Origin of the sequence: Serratia sp. (in: enterobacteria) (assembly GCF_052400455.1) — a bacterium.
Lineage (GTDB): Bacteria > Pseudomonadota > Gammaproteobacteria > Enterobacterales > Enterobacteriaceae > Serratia > Serratia ureilytica.
The window spans coordinates 452,745-479,218 of record NZ_CP185812.1 but is presented as its reverse complement, the minus strand read 5'-3'; the positions used below and the strand labels follow the sequence as shown (position 1 = coordinate 479,218).

Here is a 26,474-nt window from a genome sequence, read left to right as displayed (position 1 = left end):
ACGAGCCCGTCCGCCTCATTGCACCTGTAGCCCCCGCAGCAACGCCTCCAGCGGGTACACCGCCGCAATCACCACTTCGTCGCGCGTCTGCGCCGCCGCATCCAGCCGGCGCTGCGCTTGTTCTGCCTCGGCCCGGCTCAGCGGTTTGTCCTGCTGATACCGCTCCAGCAGCGTTAACCCCAATGCGGCCAGGGCATCGACGTCCTGCGCCACCGGCGCCAGCTCCCGCAGCGTGCGGTTGCCCGCGATCGCCGTCTGCAACGCCGCGCCGTTCGCCTGCCAGCGCTGCAGCCGTTCGCGCAGCGCCTGCGCCGCCGCCTTATCGCGCTTATCCTTCAGCAGAGCCGCGACCTGCGCATGCATGGCGCGCACCGCCTCGCTCTCCGGCGGCAGCGCATCGGCAAAGCGGTTCAGCGGTTCGAACTGGTGATAGTTGCCGGCCTGGAACTTCAGGTGCTGGCGGGTGTAATACTGCGCCGGTTCCACCGCCTCGGCCAGGATCTGCAGCGGCATGATCTGCACGCTGTTGCTCAGCCGGGTGAATTCGCGCGCCGTTTCCGCGTGCTGCTGCAGGCCGACCGACACCACCGACCAGGCGTCGATCGCCGCCAGCCGCCGGTACATGTTGCTTTCGTCGGTGACGTCCTGCGCCGACCACAGCCGCTCCGCCACCGCAAAGGCGCGCGGCCACAGCTTGAGATCGATCAGCGGCGCACGCACGTTTTCCGCCCACAGCGCCGCTTCCCCGCCGAGGATCTTGGCCTGCCCCTTCTCATCCGGCACCACCGGCATCTTGCCCGCCGGCGCCGCCGCCAGTTTCTCGCCCTGGGTGGGGTAACGCACGTTGCCGACCAGCGTATAGCCGCTGAGCTTGTCCTGTTGCAGCGTAAACACCGGCCGCGTGTCGCCCATCCAGGTATCGACGCGGAACGTCACCTGCTGCGGCGTGCGCCAGACGATATCGTGCACCGCGCGGCGCGATTTGCCGTTGAAATCGATAAAGCCGCGCCAGCCCTGCTTGCCCTCGATCAGCGTGGAAGCGGCCCTCCACCGCGCTGCCCTTCAGGCGCGGCATGCTGAAACGCCAGCTTTGCGCCTGCTCGCCGGGTTGCACCGCCGTTTCGACCCCCAGCGGCTGCGGCAGAATTTCATTGCGGTAGTGATAGGCGGTGCTTTGCGGCTGATCGAGGTAGAAACCGGTGGAGAGAATGCCCTGATAGCCATCCTGCGCGCTGGCGCCCAGCGAGTCTTGCCCCTGCCAGGACTGAATGACGATCGAACGCGGCAGCGACGGATGATAGATCTCGTCCCAGCCGACCATCTGCCGCTGGTGCTTCTCGAGGACTTTTTCCAGCTTCTGGTTGAAGTAGGCCTGCAGCGCATGGGTATCCGCCAGCCCGTTCTGCTGCATAAACGCCTGAATCGACGGCGACGCCCGCCACTGGCTGGCGTCCACTTCGTCGCCGCCGATGTGCAGATAAGGATCGGGGAAGATCGCCGCCAGCTCGCCGACGATCGTATCGACAAACTGATAAACCTCGTCGCGGGTCGGATCGAGCGTCGGCTTATGCACGCCCCACTCGCGCTCCATGCGATACGGCCCCGGCGCGCTCATCAGGTCGGGATAGGCCACCGCGATGCTGGAGGCGTGCCCCGGCATGTCTATCTCCGGCACCACGCGAATGCCGCGCGCCGTGGCGTAAGCCACCACCTGCCGCATTTGCTCACGGGTGTAGAACTGGCCGTCGCTGGCCTGCTGCTGCAATTTGGGGTAATGCTCGGAGGCGAAGCGCCAGCCCTGATCGTCGGTCAGGTGCCAGTGGAATACGTTGAGCTTGGCCGCCGCCATGCCGTCAAGCTGGCGCAGAATGTCCGGCAGCGGCAGGAAATGGCGCGCCGAATCCAGCAGCACGCCGCGCCACGGAAAACGCGGCACGTCGCGAATATCCACCAATGGCAGGAAAGTGTTTTGCCCGTCGGTCTGCAGCAGTTGCAGCAGGGTCTCCATGCCGCGCAGCGCGCCGAAGCGGGTGTTGGCGGTCAGCGTGGCGCCCTGCGGCGTGACCGCCAGCCGGTAACTCTCATCGCTGCCCGGCAGCGGCTGCGCCGCCACCCGATCCTTGATCACCACCTTGATCGCCGCGCCGTTTGCTTCTTCCCTCGGCGCCAGCGTCCAGCCGGTCTGCAGTTCGATGCGCTGGCGCCAGCGCGGCAGCGCGTCACCCAAATCATCGCCCTGGAGGCTTAACGACAGCCGGTGATCCAAAATCAGTTTGCCCGCCGGTTGCGTCACTTCCACCTGCTGCGGCCAGGGCATCAGCGGCAAATCACCCGCCGGCTGCGCCAGCGCGCCGCAAGAAAACCATAACGATGAAGCCAGTAGCGTATAACGGAAAGGTCTGTGCATCGGAAATTCCTCAGAGGAAAAAAACAAAATATCCCCAATGAATTTCAAACCACCGCTAGGCGGCAAGCGCCCGCATCCCCAGGCGCTTAGGTCTGCTAAGTAACTGGGGGGCGGGCGTACAGCCAACAACGCGGTGGCTTGAAAGGCGCAGGGGAAAACAGCCAACGCTGTAGATAAAGACTCAGCACAGAACAGATGTCCAACCGTTGCGGTGAAAAAGCGGACGGGATCACAGTTGCCCCCTCCCGGCCGGAGGGGGCGAACGGGTTATTGCCAGCCGTAGCGGCGCACGAACCAGCCTTTCACGCACTGGGTCAGCACCATGTAACCGGCGAGGATCAGCACCAGCCACGGGAAGTAACCGAGCGGCAGCGCCTGCAGCTGCAGGAAGCCGGCCAGCGGCGAGAACACCAGGCCGATGCCGGTGGCGATCACCGCCAGCGTCATGATGCACAGCGGCCAGGACGGGCGGCTCTGGATAAACGGAATTTTGCGCGTGCGGATCATGTGCACGATCAGCGTTTGCGACAGCAGCCCTTCCACGAACCAGCCGGACTGGAACAGCGTCTGCATTTCCGGCGTGTTGGCCTTGAATACCCACCACATCAGGCTGAAGGTCAGCACGTCGAAGATCGAACTGATCGGCCCAAAGAACACCATAAACCGCCCCAAATCGGCGGAGTTCCAGCGCTGCGGCTGGGTGATCTGATCGTCGTCGACGTTATCGAACGGGATGGCGATCTGCGAGATGTCGTACATCAGGTTCTGAATCAACAGGTGCAGCGGCAGCATCGGCAGAAACGGCAGGAAGGCGCTGGCGATCAGCACGCTGAACACGTTGCCGAAGTTGGAGCTGGCGGTCATCTTGATGTATTTCAGCATGTTGGCGAAGGTACGGCGCCCTTCGATCACCCCCTGCTCCAGCACCATCAGGCTTTTTTCCAGCAGGATGATGTCCGCCGCTTCCTTGGCGATGTCCACCGCCGAATCGACGGAGATGCCGATATCGGCCGCGCGCAGCGCCGGCGCGTCATTGATGCCGTCGCCCATAAAGCCCACCACGTGCCCCTGGCGGCGCAGCAGTTTGACGATGCGCTCCTTGTGCAGCGGCGTCAGCTTGGCGAACACCGTGGTGCGCGCCGCCGCCTGCGCCAGCTGCTCGTCGTCCATCTGCTCGATCTCGCTGCCGCGCAGCAGATGATCGGCCTCGAGCCCGACGTCACGGCACACTTTGGCGGCCACCAGCTCGTTGTCGCCGGTGAGGATCTTCACCGTGACGCCGTTCTGTTTCAGCGCCGCCAGCGCCGGTGCGGTGCTTTCCTTCGGCGGATCGAGGAAGGCGACGTAGCCTTCAAGGATCAGATCCGACTCGTCCGCCACGCCGTATTCATGGGTTTGCGCCGGCAGGATCTTGTTGGCCACCGCCACCACCCGCAGCCCCTGCTGGTTGAGATCGTCGGTGATGCGGCGGATCCTCGCCAGCAGCGCCTCGCTCAGCGGGATCACCTCGTCTTCGTGGCGCACGTGGCTGCAAATCGCCAGCATCTCTTCCAGCGCGCCCTTGCACACCAGCTCGTGATACTCGTTGTCTTTGGCCACCACCACCGACATGCGGCGGCGCACGAAGTCGAACGGGATCTCATCCACCTTGCGGTAGTTTTGCAGCGCCTGCGGCTGCTGATTTTGCTCCGCGCAGCTCAGCACCGCCACGTCGAGCAGGTTTTTCAGCCCAGTCTGGTAGAAGCTGTTCAGCCAGGCGTAGCGCAGCACCCGCTCGCTGCCGGCGCCGAACGCATCGGTGTGGCGCTCCAGCACGATCTTGTCCTGGGTCAGGGTGCCGGTCTTGTCGGTGCACAGAATGTCCATCGCGCCGAAGTTCTGGATGGCGTCCAGCCGTTTGACGATCACCTTCTGACGCGACAGCTTCACCGCCCCTTTGGCCAGCGTCGAGGTGACGATCATCGGCAGCATCTCCGGCGTCAGCCCGACCGCCACCGAAAGCGCGAACAGCGCCGCCTCCCACCAGTCGCCCTTGGTGTAGCCGTTGATCAGCAGCACGATCGGCGTCATCACCAGCATAAAACGGATCAGCAGCCAGCTGACCTTGCTGATGCCGCTCTGGAAGGCGTTCGGCTGCTCATCCTGGCTGGTGACGCGCTGCGCCAGCTGGCCGAAATAGGTGCCGCCGCCGGTGCCGATCACCATCGCCAGCGCGGTGCCGCTGACCACGTTGGTGCCCATGAAGCACAGGTTCTGGCAGTCGAGCGGATCGGCCGCCGGCAACTGCGGCGCGGCGGATTTTTCCACCGGCAGCGATTCGCCGGTCAGCGCCGCCTGGCTGATGAACAGATCCTTGGCCGACAGCACGCGCAGATCCGCCGGGATCATGTCGCCGGCCGCCAGTTTGATGATATCGCCCGGCACCAGCTGCGCGATCGGCAGCTCCACGTGCTCGCTCCTGCCGGTGAGCGCATCGCTGCGGATCACCGTGGCGGTGTTGCTCACCATGGCCTTCAGCGCGTCGGCCGCCCGGTTGGATCGCGCCTCCTGGATGAAATTTAGCAGCGTGGAGATCAGCACCATCAGCGCGATCACCAAGGCGCCGGTGAGATCCTCGGTGGCGTAAGAGATCATGCCGAGCGCGGTCAGCAGCAGGTTGAACGGGTTGCGGTAGCAGTGCCAGAGGTGTTGCCACCAGGCCTCTTTCTGCTGATCGTCGATGACGTTCTCGCCGCAGCGCTGGCGCACCTGTTCCGCCTCATGGGCGGTGATGCCTTCCGGGTGGCTGTGAAAACGCTCAAAGAGCTGCATCGTTTCTGCGGCGGCGCATTCCAGCCGCTGCTGCGCCAGGCCGGCCGGCATGTCGCGCGCAGCGCCGCCGACGCTGTCCAGCAGGCTGTCGCGGCGCACCAAACGGCGCGGGAGGCCGCGGGCGAACAGGCCCAGCAGCTGACGGGGGAGTTTTTTCAGTTTCATGGGTCGCACCTCGTCGCCCGGTGCCTCACGGCAGCGGGTAAACGGGGATCGTCATCGGCCGGGCGGATGGCGGGTGCGCCAAAAAGCCTCTGCCAACGCAGATCCTTATTCTTTTTTTCAGCAGCAGGAGCGAACGACGAAGCGCGCGCTACCGGTTACCGTGATGTACTTCACCGGTAAAACAGCAGCGCCAGGCGGAGAGGTTTTACCGGAGAACCGAGTGAGTGTCTAAAGCAGTCGGGTCGGGGTCCATATGGGGAATAACCTCCGGTAAAGGGAAAAACAGAGCGGCAGGAGCGGCCGTTCATCGCAATGTCACAATCCCGTTTTGCATCAAGATCCGCGTCGGAAAATGAGCTATGCTGACGGGCATTGTTTTACAGGCCTTTATGTTACGCCTGTCCACCTCAACGAAAAGTAAACCATGCAAAACCGGCTGACCATCAAGGACATCGCGCGCCTGAGCGGCGTAGGCAAATCCACCGTCTCACGCGTGCTGAACAATGAAGGCAGCGTGAGCCCGCAAACCCGTGAACGGGTGGAAGCGGTGATCCGTCAGCAAGGGTTTACGCCCTCCAAGTCGGCGCGCGCCATGCGCGGCCAAAGCGACAAAGTGGTGGGCATCATCGTTTCCCGTCTCGACTCGCCGTCGGAAAACCAGGCGGTGCGCACCATGCTGCCGCTGCTGTATCAGCAAGGCTTCGATCCGATCGTGATGGAGAGCCAGTTCGAAACCCGCCTGGTGCAGGAGCATCTGCACGTACTGCATCAGCGCAACGTCGACGGCGTGATCCTGTTCGGCTTCACCGGCCTGACCGCGGCGATGCTCAAGCCGTGGCAGGAAAAAATGGTGGTGATGGTGCGCGAATACGACGGCTTCTCGTCCGTCTGCTACGACGACGCCGGCGCGGTGAACCTGTTGATGGATCGCCTGTATCAGCAAGGGCATCGGCATATCGGCTATCTGGGGGTGCAGCTCAGCGACGCCACCACCGGCCAGCGCCGCTATCAGGCCTATCTCGACGCCTGTGAACGCCTCACGCTCACGCCGCGCGCCACGCTGGGCGAACTGAGCTACCAGAGCGGTTTCCAGCACGCCGCCGAAGTGATTGACGCGCACACCAGCGCGCTGATTTGCGCCTCCGACAGCATCGCCCTGGGGGCGATCAAATACCTGCAACAACAGCCGACGCGCGCCATCCAGGTATGCGCCATCGGCAACACCCCGCTGCTCAGCTTCCTGTTCCCCGACACCCTGTCGGTAGAGTTCGGCTACGGCAGCGCCGGCCTGCTGGCCGCGCAGCAGCTGCTGGCGCAGCTCAGCGGCGAACAGGGGATCCGCCGCCTGGTGGTGCCCAGCAAACTTTCCTGATCGGAAGTTGACCATTTTTCGTCATTTTGTGATCCTCGCCCCAAACCGGGAACGTTCCCATTTCATTCAAAATGCCGAGTGGCTAAGCTTTGATCATTACTCAGTCAACACCTCTGCAGGTATCCCATAATGAGCAAAGTAAAACAGCAGGATATTGATCGCCTGATTGTTTTGGTCGGCGGCCGCGAGAACATCGCCACCGTCAGCCATTGCATTACCCGGCTGCGTTTCGTCCTCAACGATCCCAATAAGGCGAAACCGAAAGAGATCGAAGAGCTGCCGATGGTCAAAGGGTGCTTCACCAACGCCGGGCAGTTCCAGGTGGTGATCGGCACCGACGTCGGCGACTACTATCAGGCGCTGATCGCCAGCACCGGCGTCAACGAGGCCGACAAGGAGCAGGCCAAGGTGGCCGCGCGCCAGAACATGACCTGGACCGAGCGCACCATCTCCCACTTCGCCGAGATCTTCTTCCCGCTGCTGCCGGCGCTGATCAGCGGCGGTCTGATCCTCGGCTTCCGCAACGTGATCGGCGACATCCCGATGTCCGGCGGCCAAACGCTGGCGCAGATGCACCCGGCGTGGAAAACCGTTTACGACTTCCTGTGGCTGCTCGGTGAAGCGATCTTCATGTTCCTGCCGGTGGCCATCTGCTGGTCGACGGTGAAAAAGATGGGCGGCACCCCGGTGCTCGGCATCGTGCTGGGCGTCACCCTGGTGTCGCCACAGCTGATGAACTCCTACCTGCTCGGCCAGCAAACGCCGGAAGTGTGGAACTTCGGCTGGTTCGTGATCCAGAAAGTGGGCTATCAGGCGCAGGTGATCCCGTCGATCCTGGCGGGCATGGCGCTGGGCTGGATCGAAACCCGGCTGAAAAAGATCGTTCCCGACTATCTCTATCTGGTGGTGGTGCCGGTGGTCTCGCTGCTGCTGGCGGTGTTCCTGGCGCACGCGCTGATCGGGCCGTTCGGCCGCATGATCGGCGACGGCGTTGCCTGGGCGGTGAAATCGGTGATGACCGGCAGCTTCGCGCCGGTGGGCGCCGCGCTGTTCGGCTTCCTGTATGCGCCGCTGGTGATCACCGGCGTGCACCAGACCACGCTGGCTATCGACATGCAGATGATCCAGAGCATGGGCGGCACCCCGGTGTGGCCGCTGATTGCGCTGTCCAACATCGCGCAGGCCTCGGCGGTGCTCGGCATCATCATCATCAGCCGCAAGGCCAACGAGCGTGAAATCTCGGTGCCGGCGGCGATCTCCGCCTACCTCGGCGTGACCGAACCGGCGATGTACGGCATCAACCTCAAATACCGCTTCCCAATGCTGTGCGCGATGATCGGCTCCGCGATCGCAGGCCTTATCTGCGGGTTGGACGGCGTGATGGCCAACGGCATCGGCGTCGGCGGCCTGCCGGGCATTCTGTCTATCAAGCCGCAGTTCTGGCTGATTTACTCGCTGGCGATTCTGGTGGCGATCGTCATCCCGCTGGTGCTGACCATCATGGTCTACAAACGCAAGGCCGCCCGCGGCGAGCTGCCGGTTTGATTGACGCAAAATACGCAACATGAATGTAGGGGCCGGAAATACCCTATAGCTTTCGAGCTGTAGCTAGGCGGCAAGGGTGCAAATCCCCAGGAGCTTACTCAAGTAAGTGACTGGGGTGCAGCGCCAGCAGCCAACAACGCTGCAGTTTGAAAGATGAAGGGTACGGGCCTGTTGTCACGATTCAAAGGTATCCAGTTATGAGCAACCCAACCCCCTGGTGGCAGAACGGCGTCATCTACCAAATTTATCCGAAGAGTTTTCAGGACAGCACCGGCAACGGCTACGGCGATTTGGCCGGGGTAACCCGGCGGCTGGACTATCTGCAGGAACTGGGCGTGGACGCGATCTGGCTGACGCCGGTCTACGTATCGCCGCAGGTGGACAACGGCTATGACGTGGCGGACTACTGCGCCATCGATCCGGCTTACGGCACGATGGCGGACTTCGAGCAGTTGGTCGCCGCCGCCCACCAGCGCGGCATCCGCATCGTAATGGACATGGTGTTCAACCACACCTCGACCGAGCACCCGTGGTTCAAGGCCGCGCAGGATCGCCACAGCCCGTATCGTCAGTTCTACGTCTGGCGCGACGGCGAAGGTGAAACGCCGCCGAACAACTGGCGCTCCAAGTTCGGCGGCAACGCCTGGCAGTGGCACGCCGACAGCGGCCAGTACTACCTGCACCTGTTCGCCGCCGAGCAGGCGGATCTCAACTGGGAGCACCCGCCGGTGCGCGAAGAGCTGAAGAAAGTGTGTCAGTTCTGGGCGGACAAAGGCGTCGACGGCCTGCGCCTCGACGTGATCAACCTGGTGTCCAAACAGCAGGACTTCCCGTCCGACAGCCAGGGCGACGGCCGCCGCTTCTACACCGACGGCCCGCGCATCCACGAGTTCCTGCAGGAGATGAGCCGCGAGGTGTTTCAGCCGCGCGGCCTGATGACGGTGGGCGAGATGTCCTCCACCACGCTTGAGCATTGCCAGCGCTACGCGGCGCAGAGCGGCGAAGAGCTGTCGATGACCTTCAACTTCCATCACCTGAAGGTGGACTACGCCGGCGGCGAAAAATGGACGCGGGCGGCGCCGGATTACGTGGAACTGAAGCAGATCTTCCGCCACTGGCAGCAAGGGATGCATAACCGCGCCTGGAACGCGCTGTTCTGGTGCAACCACGATCAGCCGCGCATCGTGTCGCGCTTCGGCGATGAAGGCGCACTGCGGGTGCCGGCCGCCAAAATGCTGGCGATGGTGCTGCACGGCATGCAGGGCACGCCTTATATCTATCAGGGCGAAGAACTCGGCATGACCAACCCCGGCTTCCGCGCCATCGAGCAGTATCGCGACGTGGAAAGCCTGAACATGTACGCCGAACTGCGCGCCCAGGGCCGCAGCGACGCCGAGCTGCTGGCGATCCTGGCCGACAAATCGCGCGACAACGGCCGCACGCCGATGCAGTGGAGCGCCGCACCGCACGCCGGTTTCACCACCGGCACGCCGTGGATCGGCTGCGCCGAGAACTACCCGCAGATCAACGCCGACGCGGCGCTGGCCGATCTCGACTCGGTGTTTTACGCCTATCGCCAGCTGATCACCCTGCGCAAGCAGTATCCGCTGCTGACCCACGGCGACTATCAGGATCTGGCGCCGGAACACCCGGCGCTGTGGTGCTATCAGCGCAGCTGGAACGGCCAGCGCCTGCTGGTGGCGGCCAACCTGAGCAGCGAACCGCTGGCCTGGGCGGCGGAAGGCGTGGAAGCTTCCGCGCAATGGCGCCCGCTGATGAGCAACTACGCCGATTCGGCGGACCAGCCGCAGGCGCTGACGCTGCGGCCGTTCGAAGCAGTGTGGTGGCTGCTCGAAGACTGACCCCGCAGGGCGCGGCGAACGCTGCGCCCTACCTTTTCCCCAGCAGCGCCGCCACGCCGGCGGCCTCTTGCGCCAACTGCTCATCACTCATGTCGCTCACGCCCTGCACCAGATGCGGCGGCAGATAATCCATGCCGGTCAGGTTGGCCATGGCGTGGAACGGCAGCAGCAGATCCTGCACCGGATAACGGTTATACCCTTGCGCTGTATAAGCCTGAGCGTCGCCGCCGGTGCTCACCACCAGCTGCAGCGGCTTGCCGTGCAGTTGGGTGCCTTCGCTGCCGTAGGCGAAACCGTAGGTTAATACCGCATCCTGCCATTCGCTGAGGATCGCCGGCGAGCTGTACCAGTAAAACGGGAACAGCATCACTACCGCATCATGGCTCTGCAGCAACGCCTGTTCGCGCGCCACGTCGATGCGGTAATCCGGGTACGCGCGGATCAGTTCGTGAACGGTCACGTTGGGCAGCGGGCGTACGGCCTCGATCAGCGCTTTGTTGATGCGCGACTCGTCGGGGGTGCGGTGGGCGGTTAACACTAAAATGCGTGACATAACGATTCCTCGGTCATAAGAAGATGTGGGCATTTTTCCATTTCCGTCGCGGCGGGTGTAGGCTGTTAGAGGTCACTTCAATTTCAACTGAAAGTATCAACCACTATGTCGCTGCCCTTTGACGTGCATCGCCTGTTGCCGGCCTTCCTCGCCGCCGCGCAGGCGCAAAATTTCTCCGCCGCCGCTCGCCAGCTGGGCGTGACGCCGGCGGCGGTCAGCAAAAACATCCGCGCGCTGGAAGAGAAGCTGGCGCTGCGGCTGTTTCAGCGCAATACCCACAACGTGCTGCTGACCGACGAGGGCAAAGCGTTGCTGGCGCAGGTGGCGCCGCTGTGGCAGGCATTGGCGGCGACGCTGGAAAGCGCCGGCGGCGAACGGCAGGCGCCTGCCGGCGTGGTGCGCGTCAGCATGATCCCCGGCTTCGGCCGCCGGATGCTGATGCCGTTGATCCCGCAATTTCTGGCGCGCTATCCGCAGATCGATCTCGATCTGTCGCTGGACGCCCGGGTGGTGAATTTGGTGGGCGAAGGTTTCGACGTCGGCATCGGCAGCCGGGTCGATCCCGACAGCCGGCTGGTGGCCCGCCCGCTCTACCCGATGCACATGGTGCTGGCGGCGTCGCCCGACTATCTGGCGCGGCGCGGTGAACCGCAAACGCCGCACGATCTGCTGCGGCACGACTGCCTGCTGCACCGCAACCCGGCCAACGGCCGCCACGTCAAATGGCAGCTGCGCCATCAGGGCGAAACGCTGGCGCTGGATCTGAACGGCCGGCTGGTGGCCAGCCGCCCGGAAATGCTGCTAGATGCGGCGCTGGCCGGGCTGGGCATCGTCAACCTGGCGCGCTGGTACGTCGAGAAACACTTCGAGCAGGGCACGCTGCGGCCGGTGCTGGCGGAATGCTGGCCGCGCCCGGTGCAGCTGTGGCTCTATTACGCTTCGGCGGATCTGCCGCCGCGGGTGCGCGTCTGGGTGGATTTTCTGCTGGAACATTTTCGCGATCGGCCGGCGGGCGATTGACGACTGTTCAGCTTGCGCACGCTCTTCCGTTTTCCTTGTTCTACATCAAAAGAATCGCGCCAATATCTATATATAGTGCATTAAGAATTGCGAACACCTATATATAGTAGTTATCCACAAAATCATCCACACGCCGCCACAGCCCTTGCGCGCTGCGGCTTTGCCCTGTGGATAAGCGAAATTTGACGGTTGCTCGCCACGCCAGGCGGGTATGAACGCTCCCTCGGGGAACAAGGAGTACAACGTGAAACCAGTAGTGATTAAGCGGGACGGTTGCCAGGTACCTTTTGACGAAGCGCGCATTGCGCAGGCCATCGAGCGCGCCGCGCTGGCGGTGGGCGTGGTCGATGCCGACTACTGCGCCACCGTCGCCCGCGTGGTCGCTCAGCGTATGGAGCAGCAGCCGCGCGTCGATATCCACGAGATCCAGCAGGCGGTGGAAAACCAGCTGATGGCCGGCGAATACAAACAGCTGGCGCGCGCCTATATCGAATACCGCCACGATCGCGACGTGGCGCGCGAGCTGCGCGGCCGCCTGAATCAGGAAATTCGCGGCCTGGTCGAGCAGAGCAACCGCGCGCTGCTGAACGAAAACGCCAACAAGGACAGCAAGGTGATCCCCACCCAGCGCGACCTGCTGGCGGGCATCGTCGCCAAACACTACGCCAAGCAGCACATCCTGCCGCGCGACGTGGTGCTGGCCCATGAACGCGGCGAAATTCACTACCACGATCTCGACTACTCGCCGTTCTTCCCGATGTTCAACTGCATGCTGATCGATCTGAAAGGCATGCTGACCAACGGCTTCAAGATGGGCAACGCCGAGATTGAGCCGCCGAAGTCGATCTCCACCGCCACCGCCGTGACCGCGCAGATCATCGCCCAGGTCGCCAGCCATATCTATGGCGGCACCACCATCAACCGCATCGATGAAATTCTGGCGCCGTTCGTCGACGAGAGCTTCCGCAAACACCTGCAGGTGGCGGAAGAATGGCAGATCCCGGACGCCAAAGGCTATGCCATGGCGCGCACCGAGAAAGAGTGTTACGACGCCTTCCAGTCGCTGGAGTACGAGGTCAACACCCTGCACACCGCCAACGGCCAGACGCCGTTCGTCACCTTCGGCTTCGGCCTCGGCACCAGCTGGGAGTCGCGCCTGATCCAACGCTCAATCCTGAAAAACCGCATCGCCGGGCTGGGCAAAAACCGTAAGACCGCCGTGTTCCCCAAACTGGTGTTCGCCATCCGCGACGGCCTCAACCACCAGTACGGCGATCCGAACTACGACATCAAACAGCTGGCGCTGGAGTGCGCCAGCAAGCGCATGTACCCGGACATCCTCAACTACGATCAGGTGGTGAAGGTCACCGGCTCGTTCAAAACGCCGATGGGCTGCCGCAGCTTCCTCGGCACCTACGAGCAGGACGGCGAGCTGGTGCACGACGGCCGCAACAACATCGGCGTCATCAGCCTCAACCTGCCGCGCATCGCGCTGGAGGCGATGGGCGATGAGTCGCGCTTCTGGGCGCTGCTGGAACAGCGCCTGCAGCTGGCGAAAAAGGCCCTGATGACGCGCATCGCCCGGCTGGAAGGCATCAAGGCGCGGGTGGCGCCAATCTTGTACATGGAAGGCGCCTGCGGCGTGCGGCTCAAGGCCGACGATAACATTGCGGATATCTTCAAGAATGGCCGCGCCTCGATTTCGCTGGGCTACATCGGCCTGCACGAGACCATCAACGCGCTGTTCGGCGGCAAAAACCACGTGTATGACGACGAGGCGCTGCGCGCCAAAGCGGTGGCGATCGTCGCGCGGCTGCGCGCCGCCGTCGACGCCTGGAAAGACGAGACCGGCTACGGCTTCAGCCTCTACAGCACGCCGAGCGAAAACCTGTGCGATCGCTTCTGCCGGCTGGACACCGCCGATTTCGGCGTGGTGCCGGGCGTCACCGACAAGGGTTATTACACCAACAGCTTCCACCTCGACGTGGAGAAGAAGGTCAATCCGTACGACAAGCTGGACTTCGAAGCGCCCTACCCGCCGTTGGCCAGCGGCGGCTTCATCTGCTACGGCGAGTACCCGAACCTGCAGCACAACCTGAAGGCGCTGGAAGACGTGTGGGACTACAGCTACACCCGGGTGCCTTACTACGGCACCAACACGCCGATCGACGAGTGCTACGAATGCGGCTTCACCGGTGAATTCTCCTGCACCAGCAAAGGCTTCACCTGCCCGAAATGCGGCAATCACGACTCGGCCAAGGTCTCGGTCACCCGCCGGGTGTGCGGCTATCTCGGCAGCCCCGATGCCCGGCCGTTCAACGCCGGCAAGCAGGAAGAGGTGAAACGCCGGGTGAAACACCTCGGCAACGGGCAGCTCGGCTGAAAAGCGCCGTGCAGCCTAGGCAGAAGCCTGTTCATCAGGCGTGATTGTCGCCGCCAGTTTGCCTTCGGCCAGCGCGCACCAACCGCAGCGTACACGCAGTACGTAAGGATTGGGAGCACTGCCCGGAGGCAAAATGGCCAGTAAAATAGCCTGATGGGCAGGCCTCACATGAATTATCACCAGTATTACCCAATCGACGTCGTCAACGGCCCCGGCACCCGCTGCACGCTGTTTGTCGCCGGCTGCGTGCACCAGTGCCCCGGCTGCTACAACAAAAGCACCTGGCGGCTCAACTCCGGCCAGCCGTTTACCCCGGAGTTGGAAGACCGCATCATCACCGATCTGAACGATACGCGCGTGCCGCGCCAGGGGCTGTCGCTCTCCGGCGGCGATCCGCTGCATCCGGCCAACGTGCCGAGCATCTTGCAACTGGTGAAACGGGTGCGCGCCGAGTGCCCCGGCAAGGATATCTGGCTGTGGACCGGCTACCGGCTGGCGGAGCTGGACGCACAGCAGATGCAGGTGGTGGACAAGATTAACGTGCTGATCGACGGCAAGTTCGTGCAGGATTTGAAAGACCCGGCGCTGATTTGGCGCGGCAGCAGCAACCAGGTGGTGCATAGGTTGCGTTGAGCCAGCAACACACATATCGATAGGTATTCATCCAAACTCGACCTGACGCATCGGCAGCATGGCGCCAATCTGACAGGCGGCTCTGCGCCAAAAGCGGAGGTTAGGGTTGCAAACCTTGCTCTAATGACGCCGTAGGGACTACAGAGGTTATGATTGACTGAGAGAGTGACTGATTTTTCAAACTTGTAAAATCAGTGATTTCAGCCTCATTGCGGTAATGGCATAATCAGGCTGGCGAAAGTGAGGGTGAGAATGGATAAAACATCTAAAAATCAGATAGTAGACAGCGACATTGCGCGTTTATTACTTAAACATAGAAAGGCACGCAACTGGACGGTAGCAGAGCTTGCCCAACGGTCGGGCGTCAGTCAGGCCATGATCAGCAAGGTTGAGCGGGGAGCTTCCAGTCCCAGCGCCACGATCCTCGGCCGTTTAGCCAACGCCATGAATATCACGCTATCAAAACTTTTCGCAGAGCTTGAGCAACACCAGAACTCACTGGTGCTCTTTGCTCATCAGCAGCAGCATTGGACAGATGAAAAGTCGGGCATTACCCGCTGGTCTCTTTCCCCAGCGGGCGCATGCCCCGAACTTATCAAAGTTGAAATTCCTGCTCTGGGTCAACTTACGATACCCGCTTCCGCCAGTGAGCATCTTTCCGGCCAAACGCTGTTGGTGTTGAGTGGCAGCCTTGATTTTCGGGTCAATAATCAAACCCATCATTTACGCGCCGGTGACTGTTTTGCCCTGACCTTTGCCAGCGAGTACCAAATGAGCAATCCCGACAGTGAGCAGGGTTGTGCATACGTCGTTGCTTTTAGCCAAAAAAATCAATAAGGCGCCACTGCCACGACGGCTACACTCCCGCCGATCGGCTTAGGTGCAATAGGGGATAGGCCCTGCCTTGATTATCCAACTCGGAACGCCCTGAAACTTCAAAGCCCATATGTTGATAAAACCCGACGGCCTGTTGGTTTTGTTCATTCACATCGACGCTTAAATCAGGATGAAGCGCCAGCGCATGTGATATCAACTGCTTTCCGACGCCACGTCCGCGAGCTGCAGCATCAACAAAAAGCGCCTCCAGATGACCATCGTGTAAAAACATAAATCCCAGCGGATGGTCTTCCCGATCGGCGGCAACCCACACGGGGGTTTCAGAAAAAAAACCGACAACCTCTTTTTCGATCTCTTGTCGATCGTGCGCAGTGAGAAAGTCGTGCGTAGCATCTACAGAATTTTTCCAGATTTGTATAATTTCTGGCGCTTCAGATGGACGTGACATTCTGATTTTTAACATTCTTCTACCTTACCGTGGTCATTACTGGGTGTATTTACACACAAAATTAGTCCACGCAAATTTACTATAGTGAATTTAAATTCACAATAGTGCATTCGATATCATGTCATGATATCCGACAGGAGAAGCGTTAACTCACTGACGCCATTGGTCCGCTTTACCGGTTGTTAAACGTGGCCATTGCCGTCTCCTCCTTGAGACAGCACCGAACCACTCATCAGCAGCGGTAAGTTACACCAGCCCCATCCCCACCACGCCGGTCAGTGCGCCGCACAGCGCCACCAGCGCCGCCGTCAGGCACAGCGCCCGGGCGGAGAAGGCTTTGTTGAGCATCAGCAGCGAAGGCAGACTGACCGCCGGCAGGGTCATCAGCAGCGCCAGCGCCGGGCCTGCGCCCATGCCCGCCAGCATCATGGTCTGCACGATCGGGATTTCCGCCGCGGTGGGGATAACAAACAGGCAGCCGACGATCGCCAGCGCGATGATCCACAGCAGGCTATTGTCGACGGCGCCGTCGGCGTGCGGGAACAGCCAGACCCGCGCCGCGCCCAGCGCCAGCACCGCCAACACGTAGATCGGGATGGTCGACCAAAACAGCGCCCACAGCGCTTTGCCCCAGCGGGCAAGGAACGGCTGCTCATCGCTCTGCGCCGTCAGCACCAAAGGCTGCGGCGCGGCGGGCTGCGGGTCGTTAGCGGTCACGCGCTGCACCAGCCAGGCGATGCCCAGCACCATCACCACACCTGCCACCAGGCGGATGGCGGCGAACGGCCAGCCGAGCACAAACCCCATGAACACCAGCGTCGCCGGGTTCAATACCGGGTTGGCGAGCCAAAAGGCCAGCGCGGCGCCGCTGGATACCGACTGGCGGCGCATGCCGGCGGCAACCGGTGCGGCGCAGCAGGTGCACATCATGCCCGGCAGCGCGATCAGCGCCCCCAGCACGGTGCCGGAAAAACGCCGGTGGCCAAGCGTGCGCGCCAGCCAGTCGCGCGGGATCAGCACCTGCACCAGCGAACCTAACAGCACCCCGAGCAGCGCCGCCTTCCACACCGCGGTGAAGTAGACCAGCGCGTACTGCCAGGCCGCCAGCCAGGGGCTCGCGGCGCCGTCGGCCAGGATCGATTTGCCGATCGAGTGGCTGTCCGCCGCCACGAAGGCCTTGCCGTAGTAAGGCTGCCATTTGACGTAGTAGAGGCCGACGGCCACCACCAGCAGAAACAGGATCGGTTTCCACAGCGGCCAAGCGCGTGGAGCGTGTTCAGGGGCATTTAGAGATTGCGGCATGGTAGCGGCCAGAGTCAGTCAACAAAGGCGCCAGCATAGCGCGCCGCCGCCGCCCGTGCACGCCTGGGCTGTCCTAAATAGTTCATCTGTTCGCCACCGACGCGTAACGCGATTGTCATCTGCGCCCGGCACCATGATGCCGACGTGAAGACCACAGGGTAGACGCCCGATGAAACGCACCGCTTCCACCTTCATAGCACCGCCATCGGCATGACGAGGTTTTTATTATGATGGAGTTATCTAGACATCCGACCACTTACCCCACCCGCTATCAGCAGATCGCCGCACAGCTGGAACAGGAGCTGCGCACGCAATACCGCTGCGGCGACTACCTGCCTTCGGAACAGCAGCTGGCCGAGCGTTATCAGGTCAATCGCCACACCCTGCGCCGCGCGGTGGATCAGCTGGTGGAACGCGGCTGGCTGCAGCGCCGCCACGGCGTCGGCATTCTGGTGCTGATGCGGCCTTACGACTACCCGCTGCACGCCAATACCCGCTTCAGCCAGAACCTGTTCGAGCAGGGCAGCCATCCCACCAGTGAGCGCTTACTCGCTGTCTTGCGCCCGTGCAATGGGCATGTCGCCAGCGCGCTTTCGCGTGAAGAAGGCGAAATGGTGATCCACCTGCGCACCCTGCGCCGGGTCAACGGCGTGCCGATGAGCGTGATCGACCACTATCTGCCCGATCTGGACTGGTGGCCGGCGCTGCAGCAGTTCCACAGCGGTTCGCTGCACCAGTTTATCGAACAGCACCTGCAGCAGCCGCTGACCCGCCGCCAGACGCGCATCAGCGCGCGCCGCGCGCAGGCCAAAGAGAGCCGGCTGCTGGAGATCGCCACCCACGCGCCGCTGCTGTGCGTGCGCACCCTTAACGTCCGCAGCGGCGGCGAAGACGTGGCGGAATACTCCGTCAGCCTGGCTCGCGCCGACATGATTGAACTGACGATGGAGCACTGAATGCAAGCCTTAGAGTCGAGACAACGCTGGATGTCGGTGCTGGCGCACAGCCGGCCCGAGCAGCTGCGCAGCCACTGGCAGGCGCTGAACCTCAGCCCGGGTTACCGCAGCATCCGCGCGCCGGAGATCGGCCTGGCCCAGCTGCAGGGGCGCATGGGCGCCACCGGCCGCCGTTTCGTGCTGGGGGACATGACGGTCACCCGCGCGGTGGTGCAGCTGGACAACGGCGGCTACGGCTACAGCTATATCGCCGGGCGCGACAAGGCGCACGCCGAGCTGTGCGCGCTGGCCGATGCGCTGCTGCAACAGCCGGAACACGGCGAACGCCTGCAACAACAGCTGATCGCGCCGTTGGCCGCGCTGCAGCACGAACAGCGCCAGCTGCGCGCCCGGGCGATCGCCGCCAGCCGGGTGGACTTCTTTACGCTGGTGCGAGGGGATTAAGCCATGAGTTTATTGACCGGTTTTGAACAACCGATAGACCAATCGCAGCACGCTTTCCGTTTGATTCTTAAAGCCTTGAGCGAACCGGGCCACCGGGTGACGCTGCCGAATGGCCCAGCCTGGGCGCCGCTGAACGCCGCCAGCACCGCCGCGCTGCTGACGCTGGCCGATCAGGAAACGCCGCTGCTGCTGTGCGCTGCGCTCAAAAGTGAGCAAGTGCTAACAAACATTCGTTTTCACAGCGGCGCGCCGCTGGCCGCCACGGCGAAGGAGGTCTGTTTTGCCCTATTCGATGAGCAGCTGCAGGCCGCCGATCTGCAGGCGTTGCCGCACGGCACGGAAATCTCGCCGGAATGCGGCGCCACGGTGGTGGTGCAGCTTGCTGAGCTGGAGAACGGCGCCGCGCTGCGCCTGACCGGCCCCGGCATCGAGAGCCAACGCCTGATTGCGCCGCGCCTGCCGCCGGCGCTGCTGGATTATCTGGTCAACCGCCCGCAGCGCTTCCCGCTGGGGCTGGATATCTTGCTGACCTGCGGCGATCGCCTGCTGGCGATCCCGCGGACCACCCGCGTGGAGGTGTGCTGATGTACGTAGCGGTAAAAGGGGGCGAAAAAGCCATTGAGGCCGCCCATCAGCTGCAGGAACGGCTGCGGCGCGGCGACGAGGCGCTGCCGGCGATCGGCGCGGAACAAATCGAACAGCAGCTGGGGCTGGCGGTGGATCGGGTGATGACCGAAGGCGGCATCTACGATCGCGAGCTGGCGGCGCTGGCCATCAAACAGGCCAGCGGCGATCTGGTGGAGGCGATCTTCCTGCTGCGCGCCTATCGCACCACCCTGCCGCGCCTTGCGGTCAGCGAGCCGCTGACCAGCGAAAACATGCGGCTGGAGCGGCGCATCTCGGCGGTTTACAAGGACTTGCCCGGCGGGCAGGTGCTGGGGCCGACCTATGACTACACCCACCGGCTGCTGGATTTCGCGCTGCTGGCGGAAGGCGAGGCGCCGCGTGCGCCGCAGGCCGACGAACCGCTGCCGGACAACTGCGGCCACGTGTTCGATCTATTGTGTCGCCAGCAGCTGGCGCGGGAGGAACAGGACGACGGCAGCGCGCCGGACGACATCACCCGCAACCCGCCGGTCTACCCCTGCTCGCGCTCGGCGCGCCTGCAGCAGCTGGTGCGCGGCGACGAAGGTTTTCTGCTGGCGCTCGGCTACGCCACCCAGCGCGGCTACGGCCGCAACCACCCGTTCGCCGGCGAGATCCGCACCGGCCACGTTTCGGTGGAGATCGTGCCTGAAGAGCTCGGTTTCGCCATCGATATCGGCGAAATCCTGCTGACCGAGTGCGAAATGGTCAACGGCTTCGTCGATCCCAAGGACCACCCGCCGCACTTCACCCGCGGTTACGGGCTGGTGTTCGGCCGCGCCGAACGCAAGGCGATGGCGATGGCGTTGGTGGATCGCGCATTGCAAAGCCCCGACTACGGCGAAGGCGTCGCCGGCCCGGCGCAGGACGAAGAGTTCGTGCTGGCCCACGCCGACAACGTCGAGGCCGCCGGCTTCGTCTCCCATCTCAAGCTGCCGCACTACGTCGACTTCCAGGCCGAACTGGAGCTGCTCAAGCGGCTGCGGCAGGAATACAGCGAGCGTCAGGAGGCCCGCGATGAGTGAAGTATTGACCGGCTATAACCTCGGTTATCTGGACGAACAGACCAAGCGCATGATCCGCCGCGCCATCCTGAAGGCGGTGGCGATCCCCGGCTACCAGGTGCCGTTCGGCGGCCGCGAGATGCCGATGCCCTACGGCTGGGGCACCGGCGGCATTCAGCTCACCGCCAGCGTCATCGGCCGCGCCGACGTGCTGAAGGTGATCGACCAGGGCGCCGACGACACCACCAACGCGGTGTCGATCCGCCGCTTCTTCCAGCGCGTCGCCGGGGTGGCCACCACCGAGCGCACGCCGGAGGCCACGCTGATCCAAACCCGTCACCGCATTCCGGAAACCGCGCTACGCGAAGACCAGATCCTGATCTATCAGGTGCCGATCCCGGAGCCGCTGCGCTTTATCGAACCGCGCGAAACCGAGACCCGCAAGATGCACGCGCTGGAGGAGTACGGCGTGATGCAGGTGAAGCTGTATGAAGACATCGCGCGCTACGGCCATATCGCCACCACCTACGCCTACCCGGTAAAGGTCAACGATCGCTACGTGATGGATCCGTCGCCGATCCCGAAATTCGACAACCCGAAAATGCACATGATGCCGGCGCTGCAGCTGTTCGGCGCCGGGCGCGAGAAACGCATCTACGCCCTGCCGCCGTTCACCAAAGTGGAGAGCCTGGACTTCGAAGACCATCCGTTCAGCGTGCAGCAGTGGGACGAACCCTGCGCGCTGTGCGGCTCGCGCCACAGCTATCTCGACGAGGTGGTGCTCGACGATCAGGGCAACCGCATGTTCGTCTGTTCGGACACCGACTACTGCCGGCAGCAGCTGGCGCAATCTTCGCAAGAGGCGCAGCACTGATGACTTCCACCCCTTTGAGCACCACCCCGCTGCTGTCGGTGAACCGGCTCACCCACCTGTACGCCCCCGGCAAGGGCTTCAGCGACGTGTCGTTCGATATCTACCCCGGTGAAGTGCTGGGCATCGTCGGCGAATCCGGCTCCGGCAAAACCACGCTGCTGAAGTCGATCTCGGCGCGGCTGGCGCCGCAGCGCGGGCAGATCCTTTACCGCCCGCAGGCGGACCGGGAACACGACCTGTACGCCATGGCGGAGAGCGATCGCCGCCGCCTGCTGCGCACCGACTGGGGCGTGGTGCACCAGCACCCGCTCGACGGGCTGCGGCCGCAGGTCTCCGCCGGCGGCAACATCGGCGAGCGGCTGATGGCCATCGGCCAGCGCCACTATGGCGACATTCGCCGCCAGGCCGGCCAGTGGCTGGAAGACGTCGAAATCCCGCTGTCGCGCCTCGACGATCTGCCGACCACCTTCTCCGGCGGCATGCAGCAGCGGCTGCAGATCGCCCGCAATCTGGTCACCCACCCCAAGCTGGTGTTTATGGATGAGCCGACCGGCGGGCTGGACGTGTCGGTGCAGGCGCGCCTGCTCGATCTGCTGCGCAACCTGGTGGTGGAGATGCAGCTGGCGGCGGTGATCGTCACCCACGATCTCGGCGTGGCGCGGCTGCTGGCCCACCGCCTGCTGGTGATGAAACAGGGCGAAGTGGTGGAGAGCGGCCTGACCGATCGGGTGCTCGACGATCCGCACCATCCTTACACCCAGCTGCTGGTTTCTTCGGTGCTGTCGTAACCCAAGGCGATAACAGATGACTATGCAAATCCGAGTTGAACATCTCAGTAAAACCTTTGTGCTGCATCAGCAGTACGGCACCCGCCTGCCGGTGCTGCACGACGCCAACCTGACGGTCCACCGCGGCGAATGCGTGGTGCTGCACGGCCACTCCGGCAGCGGCAAATCCACCCTGCTGCGCTCGCTGTACGCCAACTACCTGCCGGACAGCGGCCATATCTGGATCAACCACCAGGGCGACTGGCTGGACATGGTCAGCGCCGACGCGCGCCAGATTCTGGCGGTGCGCCGCCATACGCTGGGCTGGGTCAGCCAGTTCCTGCGGGTGATCCCGCGCATCAGCGCGCTGGAGGTGGTGATGCAGCCGCTGCTGGAACAGGGCGTCGAGCGCGCCGAGTGCCGCGAACGCGCCGAAGCGCTGCTCGCTACGCTCAACGTACCGCAGCGCCTGTGGCCGCTGGCGCCGTCCACCTTCTCCGGCGGCGAGCAGCAGCGGGTGAATATCGCGCGCGGCTTTATCGTCGATTACCCGATCCTGTTGCTGGACGAACCGACCGCTTCGCTCGACAGCCGCAACAGCGCGGCGGTGGTGCAGCTTATCGAACGCGCCAAGGCGCGCGGCGCGGCGATCGTCGGCATTTTTCACGATGAAGGCGTCCGCCGACAGGTCGCCGACCGGCTTTATGACATGCAGGCGCCACAGGCGCTGGAGGCCCTCTGATGATCGTCAATAACGTTAAGCTGGTGCTGGATGACCAGGTGGTGCAAGGCTCGCTGGAGATGCAGGACGGCGTGATCCGCAGCTTCGCCGACGGCCCGAGCCGGCTGCCGCAGGCGCTGGACGGCGACGGCGGCTGGCTGCTGCCGGGGCTGATCGAGCTGCATACCGACAATCTGGATAAGTTCTTTACCCCGCGCCCGAACGTCGACTGGCCGGCCCATTCGGCGATGAGCAGCCACGATGCGCTGATGGTGGCCAACGGCATCACCACGGTGCTGGACGCGGTGGCGATCGGCGACGTGCGCGACGGCGGCCACCGGCTGGAAAACCTGCAGAAGATGATCGACGCGGTGATCCACAGCCAGCGCGCCGGGGTGAACCGCGCCGAGCACCGGCTGCACCTGCGCTGCGAGCTGCCGCACGAGAGCACGCTGCCGCTGTTCGAACAGCTGATGGACAAGCCGGGCGTGTCGCTGGTGTCGCTGATGGACCACTCGCCGGGCCAGCGCCAGTTCGCCTCGCGCGAAAAGTACCGCGAATATTATCAGGGCAAATACCACCTCAACGATCAGCAGATGAGCGAGTACGAGGCGCAGCAGGTCGCCCTGTCCGCCCGCTGGGCCGCGCCGAACCGCGAGGCGATCGCCGCCCACTGCCGCGCACGCCGCATCTCGCTGGCCAGCCATGACGATGCCACCGCCGCGCACGTGGCCGAATCCTGCGCGCTCGGCAGCGCCATCGCCGAGTTCCCCACCACCGAGGCGGCCGCCCGCGCTTCGCACCAGCAGGGCCTGCAGGTGCTGATGGGCGCGCCGAACATCGTGCGCGGCGGCTCCCACTCCGGCAACGTGGCGGCGCACCACCTGGCGGCGCTGGGCGTGCTGGATATCCTCTCTTCCGATTATTACCCGGCCAGCCTGCTGGACGCCGCGTTTCGCCTCGCGGCGGACGAGCGCAACGCCTACGATCTGCCCCAGGCGGTGCGCATGATCACCCGCAACCCGGCGCGGGCGCTGGATCTACAGGATCGCGGCGCCATCGCCGAAGGATTGCGGGCGGATCTGGTGCTGGCGCGGTCGCACGGCGAGCACGTTTACGTGCAGAACGTGTGGCGCCAGGGCAGGCAGGTATTCTGATGGCGCGGCTCATCTATCTGATGGGGCCTTCCGGCGCAGGCAAAGACAGCCTGCTGGCTGCGCTGCGGGCCGACGCCGACCGCGCGCCGCTGGTAGCGCACCGTTACATCACCCGGCCGGCGGACGCCGGCTGTGAGAATCACATCGCGCTGAGCGAACCCGAATTTCTGCGCCGCCGCGCCAAGGGGCTGTTCGCGCTCGACTGGCAGGCCCACCAGCAGCGCTACGCGTTCGGGATCGAAGTGGATCTTTGGCTGCTGCAGGGGATCGACGTGGCGGTCAACGGTTCGCGCGCCCACCTGCCGCAGGCGCAGCAGCGCTACGGTGCGCAGCTGCTGCCGGTATGCCTGCAGGTCAACGCCGCGATCCTGCGCCGGCGCCTGCAGGATCGCGGACGGGAAAGCGCTGAACAGATCGAGCAGCGGCTGGCGCGGGCGGCGGAATATCAGCAGAGTCTGCCCGCCGGCTGCCGGGTGCTGCACAACGACGGCCCACTCGACGATACCCTGGCGGCGCTGTTGGCGCTGCTGCCAACCGCCACCCGACAAGCTCAGGATGCGACGCCATGAACGACTTTGCCCAGCCGAAAATCGGCGACAACGTGACCCTTAACCGCACCCGGCTCGGCCAGTATGTGCATCTGGCCGACGATGCGATCCTGGAAGAGGTGGAGATGGGGGACTACTCCTACACCGCCGGGCACAACCAGATCTTTTACGCCACTATCGGCAAGTTCGTCTCCATCGCCTCCTATGCGCGCATCAATCCCGGCAACCACCCGACCTACCAGCGCATCGCGCAGCATCACTTCACCTACCGCGCTTCCGAATACGGGCTGGGGGAAGACGACGCGGCGTTCTTCGACTGGCGGCGCGAGCACCACGTCACCGTCGGCCACGACGTGTGGATCGGCCATAACGCCATCCTGATGCCGGGCGTCAGCGTCGGCAACGGCGCGGTGATCGGCAGCGCGGCAGTGGTTACCAAGGACGTGGAGCCTTACAGCATCGTCGCCGGCGTGGCGGCCAAAAAGATCGGCATGCGCTTTGACGACGCGCTGATCGAGCGTATCGAACGCAGCCAGTGGTGGCACTGGGATCACGCCACGCTGCAGGCGCGGCTGGCGGATTTTCGCGACATCAACCGCTTTGCGCAGAAGTACCTTTAACGGAGGGGGAACGATGCAACTGACCTTTCTCGGCACCGGCGGCGCGCAGCAGGTGCCGGTGTTCGGCTGCGACTGCCCGATCTGCCAACGGGCGCGGCGCGAGCCGGCATTTCGGCGGCGAGCGTGCAGCGCCATGCTCAACTATCAGGGGGAAACGACCTTATTGGATGCGGGATTGCCGGCTTTGGAGCGGCGATTTTCGGCGGGGCAAATTCAACGTTTTTTACTGACACATTACCACATGGATCACGTTCAGGGGTTATTTCCTTTGCGTTGGGGGTGCGGAAATTCCATTCCGGTGTATGGTCCGCCGGATGAACAGGGCTGCGACGACCTGTTCAAACACCCTGGCATTCTGGCGTTTCAGCCGCCGCTGGCGCCCTTCGCCACCGTCGAGCTGGGCGGCATGCGCATCACCCCGCTGCCGCTGCAACACTCCAAGCTAACCCACGGCTACCTGATCCAGGCGGCGGGCGCTTCACTGGCCTACCTGACCGACACCGTCGGCCTGCCGCCGGCCACCGCCGACTATCTGCAGAATGTGGCGCTGGATCTGCTGGTGCTCGACTGCAGCCTGCCGCCTCAGCCGCAGGCGCCGCGCAACCACAACGACCTGACCCGCGCGCAGGAGACGCAGCGGTTGCTGCAGCCCAAGCGCACGCTGCTGACGCACATCAGCCATCATCTCGATCGGTGGCTGCTGGACAACGAGCTGCCCGCCGGGCTGGAGCTGGCGTTCGACCACCTCAGCGTTAGTCTCGGTAGCAGTGCAGCCGATCCGACTCCAGCACCCTGACCCCTTCGCCCGGCGTGAACGCCTGCTGCAGCAGCGTTTGCGCCACGTCTTTGGCGGAGACGGCGCGCCATTTGCCGGGCAGCAGCCTGAACAGCGGCAGCGTGAGGCGCTCCATCAGGCGCGGCGCAGGGCGATCCCCCACCAGCATGGAAGGCCGCACCAGCGTCAGGCGCGGCCAGCGCCGTTCGCGCAGCGCCTGCTCCATCTCGCCTTTGGTGCGGTTATACAGGAAGGTGGAATCCGCGTTGGCACCCAACGCGCTCACCACCAGACAGTGCTGTGCCCCCAACCGGCGGCCAGTCAGCGCGCTCTCCACCACCAGTTGGTAATCGACGTAGCGGAAGGCATCGGCGCTGCCCGCCGCCTGGCGGGTGGTGCCCAGGCAGCAGAACACCAGATCGACCGGCTGCTGCAGGCCGCTCAGCAGTTCGAACAACGCATCGCCGACCGGATTGCTCAGCTTGCCGTGCGGCGGCAGCGGCGTGCGCGTCGGCGCCACAATGGCCGTTATCTGCGGATCGCTTTGCAACAGCTGCAACAATTCGCGCCCCACCAGCCCGGTTGCGCCGACTAACAGTGCTCGCGCCATGCGATCTCCCGTTGT

At 63.7% G+C, this 26,474-nt stretch carries 23 protein-coding genes and 1 pseudogene; 18 read left to right on the top strand and 6 right to left on the bottom strand.

From position 1 onward, the window contains the following. Positions 1 to 15: 15 nt before the first annotated feature. Positions 16 to 2,407 (bottom strand): annotated as a pseudogene (locus ACORQT_RS02235) (beta-N-acetylhexosaminidase). 267 nt (positions 2,408 to 2,674) lie between these two features. Further along, positions 2,675 to 5,383 carry a magnesium-translocating P-type ATPase gene (mgtA, locus tag ACORQT_RS02230; protein WP_164057552.1) on the bottom strand — a complete coding sequence of 903 codons (2,709 nt, stop codon included), beginning with the start codon at positions 5,381 to 5,383 and terminating at the stop codon, positions 2,675 to 2,677. A gap of 424 nt (positions 5,384 to 5,807) precedes the next feature. On the opposite strand from mgtA, the gene treR reads away from it, so the two are divergent. The 3 genes from treR (at position 5,808) to treC (ending at position 10,162) form a co-directional block, all read left to right on the top strand. Beyond that, positions 5,808 to 6,755, top strand: coding sequence for a trehalose operon repressor TreR (gene treR, locus ACORQT_RS02225; RefSeq protein ID WP_042783558.1), 948 nt, complete (start codon positions 5,808 to 5,810; stop codon positions 6,753 to 6,755). A 129-nt stretch (positions 6,756 to 6,884) separates the two neighbouring features. After that, positions 6,885 to 8,300, top strand: coding sequence for a PTS trehalose transporter subunit IIBC (treB, locus tag ACORQT_RS02220; RefSeq protein WP_033651452.1), 1,416 nt, complete (start codon positions 6,885 to 6,887; stop codon positions 8,298 to 8,300). Between the two features lie 197 nt (positions 8,301 to 8,497). Next, the gene (treC, locus tag ACORQT_RS02215) at positions 8,498 to 10,162 is read left to right on the top strand and encodes an alpha,alpha-phosphotrehalase (RefSeq protein WP_164057554.1); all 1,665 of its coding nucleotides are present in this window, start codon (positions 8,498 to 8,500) and stop codon (positions 10,160 to 10,162) included. A gap of 28 nt (positions 10,163 to 10,190) precedes the next feature. Here the strand turns inward: treC and ACORQT_RS02210 are convergent, their stop codons facing one another. Further along, the gene (locus ACORQT_RS02210; protein WP_164057555.1) at positions 10,191 to 10,715 is read right to left on the bottom strand and encodes an NAD(P)H-dependent oxidoreductase; all 525 of its coding nucleotides are present in this window, start codon (positions 10,713 to 10,715) and stop codon (positions 10,191 to 10,193) included. Between the two features lie 105 nt (positions 10,716 to 10,820). On the opposite strand from ACORQT_RS02210, the gene ACORQT_RS02205 reads away from it, so the two are divergent. The 4 genes from ACORQT_RS02205 (at position 10,821) to ACORQT_RS02190 (ending at position 15,588) form a co-directional block, all read left to right on the top strand. After that, on the top strand, positions 10,821 to 11,735 hold the full coding sequence (locus ACORQT_RS02205) for a LysR family transcriptional regulator (RefSeq protein WP_164057556.1): 915 nt from the start codon (positions 10,821 to 10,823) through the stop codon (positions 11,733 to 11,735). A gap of 244 nt (positions 11,736 to 11,979) precedes the next feature. After that, positions 11,980 to 14,118 carry an anaerobic ribonucleoside-triphosphate reductase gene (gene nrdD / locus ACORQT_RS02200; RefSeq protein ID WP_147838189.1) on the top strand — a complete coding sequence of 713 codons (2,139 nt, stop codon included), beginning with the start codon at positions 11,980 to 11,982 and terminating at the stop codon, positions 14,116 to 14,118. A gap of 168 nt (positions 14,119 to 14,286) precedes the next feature. Continuing rightward, the gene (gene nrdG / locus ACORQT_RS02195; RefSeq protein WP_147838190.1) at positions 14,287 to 14,751 is read left to right on the top strand and encodes an anaerobic ribonucleoside-triphosphate reductase-activating protein; all 465 of its coding nucleotides are present in this window, start codon (positions 14,287 to 14,289) and stop codon (positions 14,749 to 14,751) included. Positions 14,752 to 15,003: 252 nt separating this feature from the next. After that, the gene (locus tag ACORQT_RS02190) at positions 15,004 to 15,588 is read left to right on the top strand and encodes a helix-turn-helix domain-containing protein (protein ID WP_147838191.1); all 585 of its coding nucleotides are present in this window, start codon (positions 15,004 to 15,006) and stop codon (positions 15,586 to 15,588) included. A gap of 19 nt (positions 15,589 to 15,607) precedes the next feature. Here the strand turns inward: ACORQT_RS02190 and ACORQT_RS02185 are convergent, their stop codons facing one another. Beyond that, positions 15,608 to 16,051, bottom strand: a complete 444-nt coding sequence (locus ACORQT_RS02185) for an acetyltransferase (protein WP_147838192.1) — start codon at positions 16,049 to 16,051, stop codon at positions 15,608 to 15,610. A 231-nt stretch (positions 16,052 to 16,282) separates the two neighbouring features. Then, the gene (locus tag ACORQT_RS02180; protein ID WP_108680100.1) at positions 16,283 to 17,338 is read right to left on the bottom strand and encodes a permease; all 1,056 of its coding nucleotides are present in this window, start codon (positions 17,336 to 17,338) and stop codon (positions 16,283 to 16,285) included. Between the two features lie 227 nt (positions 17,339 to 17,565). Between ACORQT_RS02180 and phnF the strand changes: the two genes are divergently transcribed. The 11 genes from phnF to phnP are packed head-to-tail and all read left to right on the top strand — an operon-like array spanning position 17,566 to position 25,870. Beyond that, the gene (gene phnF / locus ACORQT_RS02175) at positions 17,566 to 18,294 is read left to right on the top strand and encodes a phosphonate metabolism transcriptional regulator PhnF (RefSeq protein WP_015376439.1); all 729 of its coding nucleotides are present in this window, start codon (positions 17,566 to 17,568) and stop codon (positions 18,292 to 18,294) included. After that, entirely contained in the window at positions 18,295 to 18,738 is a 444-nt protein-coding gene (phnG, locus tag ACORQT_RS02170; protein ID WP_019453314.1) for a phosphonate C-P lyase system protein PhnG, read from the top strand. 3 nt (positions 18,739 to 18,741) lie between these two features. After that, complete coding sequence (phnH, locus tag ACORQT_RS02165; RefSeq protein WP_042783549.1) at positions 18,742 to 19,323, top strand: phosphonate C-P lyase system protein PhnH; 582 nt, start codon at positions 18,742 to 18,744, stop codon at positions 19,321 to 19,323. Then, positions 19,323 to 20,408 carry a carbon-phosphorus lyase complex subunit PhnI gene (locus ACORQT_RS02160; RefSeq protein WP_042783547.1) on the top strand — a complete coding sequence of 362 codons (1,086 nt, stop codon included), beginning with the start codon at positions 19,323 to 19,325 and terminating at the stop codon, positions 20,406 to 20,408. Before phnH ends, ACORQT_RS02160 begins: the two co-directional genes overlap by 1 nt. Then, on the top strand, positions 20,401 to 21,261 hold the full coding sequence (locus ACORQT_RS02155) for an alpha-D-ribose 1-methylphosphonate 5-phosphate C-P-lyase PhnJ (protein ID WP_042783546.1): 861 nt from the start codon (positions 20,401 to 20,403) through the stop codon (positions 21,259 to 21,261). The genes ACORQT_RS02160 and ACORQT_RS02155 overlap by 8 nt, the downstream gene beginning before the upstream one ends. Next, positions 21,261 to 22,049: a phosphonate C-P lyase system protein PhnK gene (phnK, locus tag ACORQT_RS02150; protein ID WP_033651464.1), complete on the top strand. Its 789-nt coding sequence runs from the start codon at positions 21,261 to 21,263 to the stop codon at positions 22,047 to 22,049. Before ACORQT_RS02155 ends, phnK begins: the two co-directional genes overlap by 1 nt. Positions 22,050 to 22,065: 16 nt before the next feature. Beyond that, positions 22,066 to 22,770, top strand: coding sequence for a phosphonate C-P lyase system protein PhnL (phnL, locus tag ACORQT_RS02145; RefSeq protein ID WP_164057558.1), 705 nt, complete (start codon positions 22,066 to 22,068; stop codon positions 22,768 to 22,770). Next, positions 22,770 to 23,906, top strand: coding sequence for an alpha-D-ribose 1-methylphosphonate 5-triphosphate diphosphatase (gene phnM / locus ACORQT_RS02140; RefSeq protein WP_164057559.1), 1,137 nt, complete (start codon positions 22,770 to 22,772; stop codon positions 23,904 to 23,906). Before phnL ends, phnM begins: the two co-directional genes overlap by 1 nt. Beyond that, entirely contained in the window at positions 23,906 to 24,475 is a 570-nt protein-coding gene (phnN, locus tag ACORQT_RS02135) for a ribose 1,5-bisphosphokinase (RefSeq protein ID WP_016929305.1), read from the top strand. Before phnM ends, phnN begins: the two co-directional genes overlap by 1 nt. Continuing rightward, positions 24,472 to 25,074 (top strand): DapH/DapD/GlmU-related protein, encoded by a 603-nt coding sequence (locus ACORQT_RS02130; RefSeq protein WP_015376431.1) that lies wholly within the window; start codon positions 24,472 to 24,474, stop codon positions 25,072 to 25,074. The genes phnN and ACORQT_RS02130 overlap by 4 nt, the downstream gene beginning before the upstream one ends. Before the next feature lie 13 nt (positions 25,075 to 25,087). Beyond that, the gene (gene phnP / locus ACORQT_RS02125; RefSeq protein WP_117287207.1) at positions 25,088 to 25,870 is read left to right on the top strand and encodes a phosphonate metabolism protein PhnP; all 783 of its coding nucleotides are present in this window, start codon (positions 25,088 to 25,090) and stop codon (positions 25,868 to 25,870) included. Here the strand turns inward: phnP and ACORQT_RS02120 are convergent. After that, positions 25,827 to 26,459 carry an NAD(P)H-binding protein gene (locus tag ACORQT_RS02120; protein ID WP_444859308.1) on the bottom strand — a complete coding sequence of 211 codons (633 nt, stop codon included), beginning with the start codon at positions 26,457 to 26,459 and terminating at the stop codon, positions 25,827 to 25,829. The two genes, phnP and ACORQT_RS02120, sit on opposite strands and share 44 nt — an antisense overlap. Between the last annotated feature and the right edge of the window lie 15 nt (positions 26,460 to 26,474).

Excerpts from the sequence above, each read along its gene's own strand:
- ACORQT_RS02185 (WP_147838192.1), bottom strand. The coding sequence starts at position 16,051 with ATGTTAAAAATCAGAATGTCACGTCCATCTGAAGCGCCAGAAATTATA.
- mgtA (WP_164057552.1), bottom strand. The coding sequence starts at position 5,383 with ATGAAACTGAAAAAACTCCCCCGTCAGCTGCTGGGCCTGTTCGCCCGC.
- ACORQT_RS02155 (WP_042783546.1), top strand. The coding sequence starts at position 20,401 with ATGAGTGAAGTATTGACCGGCTATAACCTCGGTTATCTGGACGAACAG.
- treR (WP_042783558.1), top strand. The coding sequence starts at position 5,808 with ATGCAAAACCGGCTGACCATCAAGGACATCGCGCGCCTGAGCGGCGTA.
- ACORQT_RS02120 (WP_444859308.1), bottom strand. The coding sequence starts at position 26,459 with ATGGCGCGAGCACTGTTAGTCGGCGCAACCGGGCTGGTGGGGCGCGAA.
- phnP (WP_117287207.1), top strand. The coding sequence starts at position 25,088 with ATGCAACTGACCTTTCTCGGCACCGGCGGCGCGCAGCAGGTGCCGGTG.
- ACORQT_RS02180 (WP_108680100.1), bottom strand. The coding sequence starts at position 17,338 with ATGCCGCAATCTCTAAATGCCCCTGAACACGCTCCACGCGCTTGGCCG.
- ACORQT_RS02130 (WP_015376431.1), top strand. The coding sequence starts at position 24,472 with ATGAACGACTTTGCCCAGCCGAAAATCGGCGACAACGTGACCCTTAAC.
- phnF (WP_015376439.1), top strand. The coding sequence starts at position 17,566 with ATGATGGAGTTATCTAGACATCCGACCACTTACCCCACCCGCTATCAG.
- treC (WP_164057554.1), top strand. The coding sequence starts at position 8,498 with ATGAGCAACCCAACCCCCTGGTGGCAGAACGGCGTCATCTACCAAATT.
- treB (WP_033651452.1), top strand. The coding sequence starts at position 6,885 with ATGAGCAAAGTAAAACAGCAGGATATTGATCGCCTGATTGTTTTGGTC.
- phnL (WP_164057558.1), top strand. The coding sequence starts at position 22,066 with ATGACTATGCAAATCCGAGTTGAACATCTCAGTAAAACCTTTGTGCTG.
- phnM (WP_164057559.1), top strand. The coding sequence starts at position 22,770 with ATGATCGTCAATAACGTTAAGCTGGTGCTGGATGACCAGGTGGTGCAA.
- ACORQT_RS02190 (WP_147838191.1), top strand. The coding sequence starts at position 15,004 with ATGGATAAAACATCTAAAAATCAGATAGTAGACAGCGACATTGCGCGT.
- ACORQT_RS02210 (WP_164057555.1), bottom strand. The coding sequence starts at position 10,715 with ATGTCACGCATTTTAGTGTTAACCGCCCACCGCACCCCCGACGAGTCG.
- phnH (WP_042783549.1), top strand. The coding sequence starts at position 18,742 with ATGAGTTTATTGACCGGTTTTGAACAACCGATAGACCAATCGCAGCAC.
- phnN (WP_016929305.1), top strand. The coding sequence starts at position 23,906 with ATGGCGCGGCTCATCTATCTGATGGGGCCTTCCGGCGCAGGCAAAGAC.
- phnK (WP_033651464.1), top strand. The coding sequence starts at position 21,261 with ATGACTTCCACCCCTTTGAGCACCACCCCGCTGCTGTCGGTGAACCGG.
- nrdG (WP_147838190.1), top strand. The coding sequence starts at position 14,287 with ATGAATTATCACCAGTATTACCCAATCGACGTCGTCAACGGCCCCGGC.
- phnG (WP_019453314.1), top strand. The coding sequence starts at position 18,295 with ATGCAAGCCTTAGAGTCGAGACAACGCTGGATGTCGGTGCTGGCGCAC.
- ACORQT_RS02205 (WP_164057556.1), top strand. The coding sequence starts at position 10,821 with ATGTCGCTGCCCTTTGACGTGCATCGCCTGTTGCCGGCCTTCCTCGCC.
- ACORQT_RS02160 (WP_042783547.1), top strand. The coding sequence starts at position 19,323 with ATGTACGTAGCGGTAAAAGGGGGCGAAAAAGCCATTGAGGCCGCCCAT.